Origin of the sequence: Neisseria sp. HMSC065D04 (assembly GCF_001815675.1) — a bacterium.
In the GTDB taxonomy this organism is placed as follows: Bacteria; Pseudomonadota; Gammaproteobacteria; order Burkholderiales; family Neisseriaceae; genus Neisseria.
In genome coordinates this window covers 35,346-42,353 of sequence record NZ_KV821553.1, presented here as the reverse complement: position 1 = coordinate 42,353, position 7,008 = coordinate 35,346, and the positions used below count along the sequence as shown (strand labels likewise).

9 protein-coding genes are annotated in these 7,008 nt (G+C 50.3%); 3 read left to right on the top strand and 6 right to left on the bottom strand.

Features of this window, described 5'->3' with window-relative positions:
• Positions 1 to 7 precede the first annotated feature (7 nt).
• Positions 8 to 223, bottom strand: a complete 216-nt coding sequence (locus HMPREF3050_RS12055; RefSeq protein WP_070774954.1) for a hypothetical protein — start codon at positions 221 to 223, stop codon at positions 8 to 10.
• A 134-nt stretch (positions 224 to 357) separates the two neighbouring features.
• Between HMPREF3050_RS12055 and mpl the strand changes: the two genes are divergently transcribed.
• A complete protein-coding gene (mpl, locus tag HMPREF3050_RS12050; protein ID WP_070774953.1) occupies positions 358 to 1,734 on the top strand; it encodes a UDP-N-acetylmuramate:L-alanyl-gamma-D-glutamyl-meso-diaminopimelate ligase in 1,377 nt (458 codons plus the stop codon).
• A gap of 115 nt (positions 1,735 to 1,849) precedes the next feature.
• On the opposite strand, the gene HMPREF3050_RS12045 is transcribed toward mpl, so the two are convergent.
• Positions 1,850 to 2,173: a hypothetical protein gene (locus HMPREF3050_RS12045; protein WP_070774952.1), complete on the bottom strand. Its 324-nt coding sequence runs from the start codon at positions 2,171 to 2,173 to the stop codon at positions 1,850 to 1,852.
• A 145-nt stretch (positions 2,174 to 2,318) separates the two neighbouring features.
• On the opposite strand from HMPREF3050_RS12045, the gene HMPREF3050_RS12040 reads away from it, so the two are divergent.
• Positions 2,319 to 2,924, top strand: a complete 606-nt coding sequence (locus HMPREF3050_RS12040) for a phosphatase PAP2 family protein (RefSeq protein WP_070774951.1) — start codon at positions 2,319 to 2,321, stop codon at positions 2,922 to 2,924.
• A gap of 118 nt (positions 2,925 to 3,042) precedes the next feature.
• Here the strand turns inward: HMPREF3050_RS12040 and HMPREF3050_RS13915 are convergent, their stop codons facing one another.
• The 3 genes from HMPREF3050_RS13915 to HMPREF3050_RS12030 form a co-directional block, all read right to left on the bottom strand.
• Positions 3,043 to 3,171 (bottom strand): FeoB-associated Cys-rich membrane protein, encoded by a 129-nt coding sequence (locus HMPREF3050_RS13915; RefSeq protein ID WP_083299283.1) that lies wholly within the window; start codon positions 3,169 to 3,171, stop codon positions 3,043 to 3,045.
• On the bottom strand, positions 3,168 to 5,036 hold the full coding sequence (locus tag HMPREF3050_RS12035; protein WP_070774950.1) for a ferrous iron transporter B: 1,869 nt from the start codon (positions 5,034 to 5,036) through the stop codon (positions 3,168 to 3,170). Before HMPREF3050_RS12035 ends, HMPREF3050_RS13915 begins: the two co-directional genes overlap by 4 nt.
• 175 nt (positions 5,037 to 5,211) lie before the next feature.
• Positions 5,212 to 5,478, bottom strand: a complete 267-nt coding sequence (locus HMPREF3050_RS12030; protein WP_003742387.1) for a FeoA family protein — start codon at positions 5,476 to 5,478, stop codon at positions 5,212 to 5,214.
• Between the two features lie 317 nt (positions 5,479 to 5,795).
• On the opposite strand from HMPREF3050_RS12030, the gene HMPREF3050_RS12025 reads away from it, so the two are divergent.
• Complete coding sequence (locus tag HMPREF3050_RS12025) at positions 5,796 to 6,422, top strand: NAD(P)H-hydrate epimerase (RefSeq protein ID WP_094113408.1); 627 nt, start codon at positions 5,796 to 5,798, stop codon at positions 6,420 to 6,422.
• Between the two features lie 31 nt (positions 6,423 to 6,453).
• Here the strand turns inward: HMPREF3050_RS12025 and crcB are convergent, their stop codons facing one another.
• On the bottom strand, positions 6,454 to 6,816 hold the full coding sequence (gene crcB, locus HMPREF3050_RS12020; RefSeq protein WP_070774948.1) for a fluoride efflux transporter CrcB: 363 nt from the start codon (positions 6,814 to 6,816) through the stop codon (positions 6,454 to 6,456).
• Between the last annotated feature and the right edge of the window lie 192 nt (positions 6,817 to 7,008).

Sequence of the window (7,008 nt, the reverse complement as noted above, 5' to 3'; positions counted from 1 at the left end):
TACTGTCCTATTTTGATTTTAATTGACTATATTTGTCTTTGTAAAAACTTTCGTTTTCTCCCGTCCAATCCAGCCCTTTGCCCAACAGTTTGAAAATCTTGGGCAGAAAATGAAAAAACATCTGTCTGTTTTGCTTTAAGGCTTGGGTGTAGAGCCGCAGCAAGACGGATTCGGCTTGAGGCGCTTGCAGAAAAGCGAACATTTGGGGTGTCAGCTTGGGCATGGGCTTTCTCCTTTTCAGTTCAAATCCTCTATATTGTCCATCTTGCCACAGCTTCGCTTTTCAGACGACCCCACTATCCAAACTCCGTTATAATGGCGGCTTTCCCATTATTTCATTCAAAAGACGGTCTTATCATGAAACACATCCACATTATCGGTATCGGCGGCACGTTTATGGGCGGGGTGGCCGCCATTGCCAAAGAAGCGGGGTTTAAAGTCAGCGGTTGCGACGCGAAGATGTATCCGCCGATGAGCACCCAGCTCGAAGCCTTGGGCATAGACGTACACGAAGGCTTCGATGCCGCGCAGTTGGACGAATTTAAAGCCGACGTTTACGTGATCGGTAATGTCGCCAAGCGCGGGATGGATGTGGTTGAAGCGATTTTGAACCGCGGTCTGCCTTATATTTCCGGCCCGCAATGGCTGTCGGAAAACGTGCTGCACCATCATTGGGTGCTCGGCGTGGCGGGGACGCACGGCAAAACCACCACCGCTTCCATGCTTGCATGGGTCTTGGAATATGCCGGACTCGCGCCGGGCTTCCTCATCGGCGGCGTACCGGAAAACTTCAGCGTTTCTGCCCGCCTGCCGCAAACGCCGCGTCAAGACCCGAACAGCAAATCGCCGTTTTTCGTCATCGAAGCCGACGAATACGACACCGCCTTTTTCGACAAACGCTCCAAATTCGTGCATTACCGTCCACGTACCGCCGTGTTGAACAATCTGGAATTCGACCACGCCGACATCTTCGCCGACTTGGGCGCGATACAGACCCAGTTCCACCACCTCGTGCGCACCGTGCCATCTGAAGGCCTCATCGTCTGCAACGGACAGCAGCAAAGTCTGCAAGACACTCTCGACAAAGGCTGCTGGACGCCGGTGGAAAAATTCGGCACCGAACACGGCTGGCAGGTCGGCGAAGTCAATACCGACGGCTCGTTCGACGTGTTGCTTGACGGCAAAAAAGCTGGACACGTCGCATGGGATTTGATGGGCGGACACAACCGCATGAACGCGCTCGCCGTCATCGCCGCCGCGCGCCATGCCGGAGTCGATATTCAGACCTCCTGCGAAGCCTTGAGTGCGTTTAAAAACGTCAAACGCCGCATGGAAATCAAAGGCACGGTGAACGGCATCACCGTTTACGACGATTTCGCCCACCACCCGACCGCCATCGAAACCACCATCGAAGGCCTGCGCCAGCGCGTCGGAAACGCCCGCATCCTCGCCGTCCTCGAGCCACGTTCCAACACCATGAAACTCGGCACTATGAAAGCCGCACTGCCCGAAAGCCTCAAAGATGCCGACCAAGTGTTCTGCTACGCCGGCGGTGTGGACTGGGACGTCGCCGAAGCCCTCGCGCCTTTGGGCGGCAAGCTGCACGTCGGCAAAGACTTCGATGCCTTCGTCGCCGAAATCGTGAAAAATGCCGAAGCAGGCGACCATATTTTGGTGATGAGCAACGGCGGTTTCGGCGGGATACACGGAAAGCTGCTGGAAGCGTTGAAATAAGGTTGGTTGAAAGTTTGGAAAGATTGAGGTCGTCTGAAAGCCGGAGTTTGGTTTTCAGACGACCTTTTTGTTGTGAAGGCTTGGATGTGATGGTTGGGTATGACCCAAACTAGGCTCACCGATGGAGGTATTCCTTATATATACAGTTAATCCCTTGTTCGATAATAGGAATCAAATGATTTATATTTTTATGAGAGCGGATAAATAGTGGATTTTCCCAATCGTAATTTTTAATGACGTAGACTTTAAATACCCCGTTTTTTCTAGGATTCGGATACCATCCAACATCTAAAATGTATTTCTCATCAAAGAAAGATACTTGTAATAAATCTTCTTCAAATTGAAGTTGATCCATTGCTTCATGAGGGGCGTTTTTAAATAACCAAAATAAATTTTCATAAGTAATGATACCGTCCCTAAAATCAATCAGATATTCCATTTTGTTTAGTCCCTACATTTCTTCTTACGATTTAATGCTTATGTGCAAATAGTGTCAGATATTCCATATCATTATCATATATGATATCGTGATGAAATTCTGATATTTTGATTATGTTGGAATTGTGATTGGAGAAAATTTGCAAGTGGATAAGCTGTCAAAATTAAAGATTAAATATACAATTTTTATATCGATATTTTTTGTCATTTTGTACAAAGGGGCTGAGTTTTATACCTATACAGTCGATAATGTGCCTTCATATTTTATGGACTGGGAAAGGAATATTCCTTTTTTGCCCATATTTATGTTGCCTTATATGACGTCTCAGGTTTTCTTCTTAGCCACTATATTTTTGAAAAAGAACGAAAGCAATTTGAAATTGTTGATAAAGAGGGCAGCCTTTTTAATTGCGGTTTCTACTGCTTTATTTGTCATATTTCCAATGAAATTTTATTTTCCCAAACCCGAAGTCGATAACCAAATTTTAAAATCTTTCTTTTATATATTGGGCAAAATAGACAGTAGTTTTAACCAATGTCCGTCATTGCATGTGAGTTTTGCTTTTCTTTCGGCTGAGGTTTATTGCAGGGAAGTCAAATCCAAATTCTTAAAATCATTTTTTGGTATATGGGGATTGTTACTCGCCATTTCGGTCTTGTTTGTCTATCAACACCATTTTATTGATTTTGTGGGCGGAACTTTGATATTTTTAATTACTTGTATCATCTTTCCAAGAAAAAAGGCTGTTTAAACGTTTTGTTACCGAATGATGGAAAGTCCTACAACAACCGCTAAACCATAGCTCTAAACATACAAAAGGTCGTCTGAAACCATTTCAGACGACCTTTCTTCTTCCTAGCTATCCATACTCAGCCGCAACCGCCGCATTTGCCGCAGCCGCTGCTGCAATCGTGTTTTTTCGGTTTGAACAAGAATTTCCGCAAGAGGAAAAACAGACAGGCAAGCATGATGATGCCGACGATAATATATTGAGTCATGATTTGAGTATCCAGTTAGTAGTTTGGTAAACCACAAATGCGGCGAAGTAAGCCATCAGGAACAAATAGCCTGTAATCATCACCATATTTTTTGTGGATTTGGTTTCACGTTTAATGACTGCCAAAGTTGCAGCACACATCGGTGCGTACACATACCATGCCAGGAAGGCGAAGGCGGTCGGCAGGCCCCAGTTGTTGTGCACGATCGGAATCAGCGCGTTTTGTACCGCGTCTTCAGACGATGCGCTGACGGCATAGACCGTACCCAGCGCAGCAACGACGACTTCGCGCGCGGCGATGCCCGGAATCATGGCGATACACATTTCCCAAGTGAAGCCTAGCGGGGCGAAAAATGGCTGGATGAAATGACCGATCATACCGGCAAGGCTGTAATCAATCGCTGCCCTTGTTGCGTCCACGGGCGGTTGAGGCCAGCTTACCAAGCCCCAAAGGATCACGCTCAGCGCGAAAATAATCGTACCGGCGCGTTTCAGGAAGGCTTTGACCCTGTCCCATAGGCTGGTCATGATGTGTTTGAAGTTGGGCGTACGGAAGGTCGGCAGCTCCATCAGAAGCGGGAATTGCTGCACGTTGCCTTTCATCCGCGCCAAGCGTTTCATAATGTACGCCGCCAAAGCAGCCGACAGGATGCCTGCGATGTAGAGGATGAAGAGCGTCAGCCCTTGCAGGTTGAAAATCCCGCCTACTGTACGGTTGGGAATGACGGCGGCGATAATCAGCGCGTACACGGGCAGCCGCGCGGAGCAGGTCAGCAGCGGGGCGACGGCGATGGTAACGAGGCGTTCGCGCGGGTCATGAATCGTACGCGCCGACATCACGGCGGGGACGGCGCAGGCGAAACTTGACAGGAGCGGGATAAACGAGCGTCCGGACAGGCCGCTTTTTGCCATTATGTTATCCAGCAGGAACGCCGCACGCGGCAGGTAGCCGGAGTCTTCCAAAAGCAGGATGAAGGCGAACAAAATCGTAATCTGCGGCAGGAACACCAACACGCTGCCGGTACCGGCAATCACGCCGCTGACGATCAAGTCATTGAGGATGCCGGGTGCCATATTCGCGCCCACCCATTCGCCCAGCGCGGTAAAGCCGCCTTCGATGGCGTCCATAATCGGCGCAGCCCATGTGTAAACCGCTTGGAACACCATAAACAGGATGACCAGCAGCATAATCATGCCCCAGACGGGGTGCAGCACGATGTCGTCGAGTTTTTTGTGCCATGCGGGCAGCGTCATTTCCGTGCGGACGACCTGTGCCAAAATCGACTCGACTTCTTGATAAAGTTTGTCGCTCTCCAGCGCATCGAGCGTGCGTTCGGCAGAAGCGGGATTGGCGGGGAAAGAGCGTTTGCGCGGCAGCTTCGCCACGGCTTCGCGTACTGCCTGTACGCCCGATGCGCTCACCGCGACCGTTTCCAAAACGGGTACGCCCAGCAGCTCGCTCAGTTTGGCCGCATCGATATTCAAGCCCCTTTTGCGGGCAACGTCGCTCATGTTCAGCGACACCACCATAGGCAGTCCCAGCGTTTTCAGTTCCAGAATCATGCGCAGGGTCATACGCAGGTTGGTCGCGTCGGCAACGGCAATGATGGCGTCGGGCGGAATGCCCAGTTTGCCCACTGCCACATCTTTTGCCACCGCTTCGTCGGGGCTGGTCGTGCGTAGGCTGTATGTGCCCGGCAGGTCGATAATGCGGACGGCCTCGTCGTCGAGGAAGGCGCCCTCGCGCTTATCGACCGTTACGCCCGGATAATTGGCAACCTTGGCATGGGCGCCGGTCAAACCGTTGAACAAAACGGTTTTGCCGCAGTTTGGCGCGCCAATCAAGGCAAAATAGCTTAGTTCCATTTATTTATTCTCCTTGTTTGATTGTGTGATGAGTTTGGCGTTGGATTGGGAAAAAGGCTTTGAAACGGCGCTTTCAGACGACCCGGGTCGTCTGAAAAGGATAGGGCGGTCAGATTCAATCCGCCTTTGCCGCACATTTCTAGAATATGAAGCTTGCCTGCGCGTACGGCGTAAGTCAGCCGTCAATCACATGGCACATAATCTTTCCTGCTTCTTCCTGCCGCAACGAGAATTGCGACTGGTTGCCCAAACGTACGGCAAACGGACCGCGTCCGAATCCGCCGACGGCAATCACCTGCAACGGCATTCCGCTTGAAAAGCCCAAGTCGGCAAGGCGGCGTGTAACCAGCGGGTCGAGTTCGCCGAAAGTCGAATTGGGGACGATGGAGTCGATGTGCGCGACTGCGCCTTTACTGAGTTTTGACAAAGGTATGGCAGACATAGTGTGTTTTACTTTCGTTGTCGATTGAAAAAAGAGACGGCAAGTAAAGACGAATCAGACACAGGGTAGCCAGAGGCATATCCCAACGCCCGTCCCCGCAAAAGAAGTAGTTTTGATTGTTTATCACTTTGTTTTATTATGATAATAAATCTTGTTAACATAAAAATCAAATTCAAAGCGACCAAGTTCCTTATTTTCAGACGACATATTGCGACAAATCAAAGAAAGCGAATGATTTGACGGGAAAGTCGGGCAGGGCTATTGATAAGGTTTGCGTTTGGATGTTTGATAGGCAGAAAAGAGAAAAGGAGCGAATGATGAAAATCTACACCGCCGCAGAAATGCGCGAACACGAGCAAATGGCAGTCGATAAAGGCACGACTTTCGAGCAACTGATGGAAAACGCGGGACAGGCCGCGGCGGCGGATTTGCTGCGCCGTTTCCCCAAAGCAGGACGCACGTTAATCGTTTGCGGCAAGGGCAACAACGGCGGCGACGGTCTGGTCATCGCGCGCGTGTTGTCGGAGCGGGATTGGCAGGTAGATGTCGTCTTCGTCTTGGGAGACAAACTGTCGCCGCTGGCGCAGTTGAACCGCGAGCGTTTGAATCATTCGGACGGCGTCAGCTTTATCCGATCCGATGAGCTTGAAGGTCGTCTGAAAACAGGTTACAGCCTCGTTATCGAAGGCATTTTCGGGACAGGCTTCAGCGGCGCATTACCCGAAACAGCCGCCGCCGTCTGTCGCCTGCTGAATCAAGCCGACGGCTTCAAAATCGCGTTAGACATCCCGACAGGGCTGAACTGCGACACCGGCGAAGCAGACAAAGACACCTTCCGCGCCGATCTGACCTACGCTTTCGCCGCCTACAAACCGGCGCATATGACCGAAGCAGGCAAAGCATATTGCGGGGAAACCGTGTGTTTGGATATTGGGATAGCGTGAGAATATTTTATTGAGATGACGATGTTCGCGGCTATTTCCAGCTTTGCGCCAAGTAAATGCCCAACGCCGTCAGCAGGAACGAGCCGAAAACATGCAGGCAGACCGCTGAAAACGCCGTCGCCCAGCGTTGCGCCTGCATCAGGGTGACCATTTCCAATGAAAAGCTGGAAAATGTCGTCAGGCTGCCGAGAAAACCGGTAATCAGTAAAAGCTTCCATTGCGGATTATCCAGCCATTCGGCGCAGATGCCGATTAAGAACGCGCCGATCCAGTTGGCGGCAAGCGTGCCTGCCGAAAATGGGACGGAGAGTGCGGCAAAGGCGAGAACGAGCAACCAGCGGGACAGTGCACCCAAAGCCGCGCCAAACGCAACCGCCATGACGTTTTGAAACATATCGAAATCCGGAGACAAGAAGAATTAAAAGGGTAGGGTTGGGGATTTTAACCGTATTTTGAACAGGCAAACATAGGGTCGTCTGAAAAGCATTTTAGGTTTTCACTTTGTTGAAACCATGCTTTCAGACGACCTTTTTTGCACCTTTCCTTCATCATATATAGCGGATTAAATTTAAATCAGGACAAGGCG

What these genes read in the sequence shown, in the direction of transcription:
- HMPREF3050_RS12055 (WP_070774954.1), bottom strand. Translation starts at nt 223, where the DNA reads ATGCCCAAGCTGACACCCCAAATGTTCGCTTTTCTGCAAGCGCCTCAA.
- mpl (WP_070774953.1), top strand. Translation starts at nt 358, where the DNA reads ATGAAACACATCCACATTATCGGTATCGGCGGCACGTTTATGGGCGGG.
- HMPREF3050_RS12045 (WP_070774952.1), bottom strand. Translation starts at nt 2,173, where the DNA reads ATGGAATATCTGATTGATTTTAGGGACGGTATCATTACTTATGAAAAT.
- HMPREF3050_RS13915 (WP_083299283.1), bottom strand. Translation starts at nt 3,171, where the DNA reads ATGACTCAATATATTATCGTCGGCATCATCATGCTTGCCTGTCTGTTT.
- HMPREF3050_RS12035 (WP_070774950.1), bottom strand. Translation starts at nt 5,036, where the DNA reads ATGGAACTAAGCTATTTTGCCTTGATTGGCGCGCCAAACTGCGGCAAA.
- HMPREF3050_RS12030 (WP_003742387.1), bottom strand. Translation starts at nt 5,478, where the DNA reads ATGTCTGCCATACCTTTGTCAAAACTCAGTAAAGGCGCAGTCGCGCAC.
- HMPREF3050_RS12025 (WP_094113408.1), top strand. Translation starts at nt 5,796, where the DNA reads ATGAAAATCTACACCGCCGCAGAAATGCGCGAACACGAGCAAATGGCA.
- crcB (WP_070774948.1), bottom strand. Translation starts at nt 6,816, where the DNA reads ATGTTTCAAAACGTCATGGCGGTTGCGTTTGGCGCGGCTTTGGGTGCA.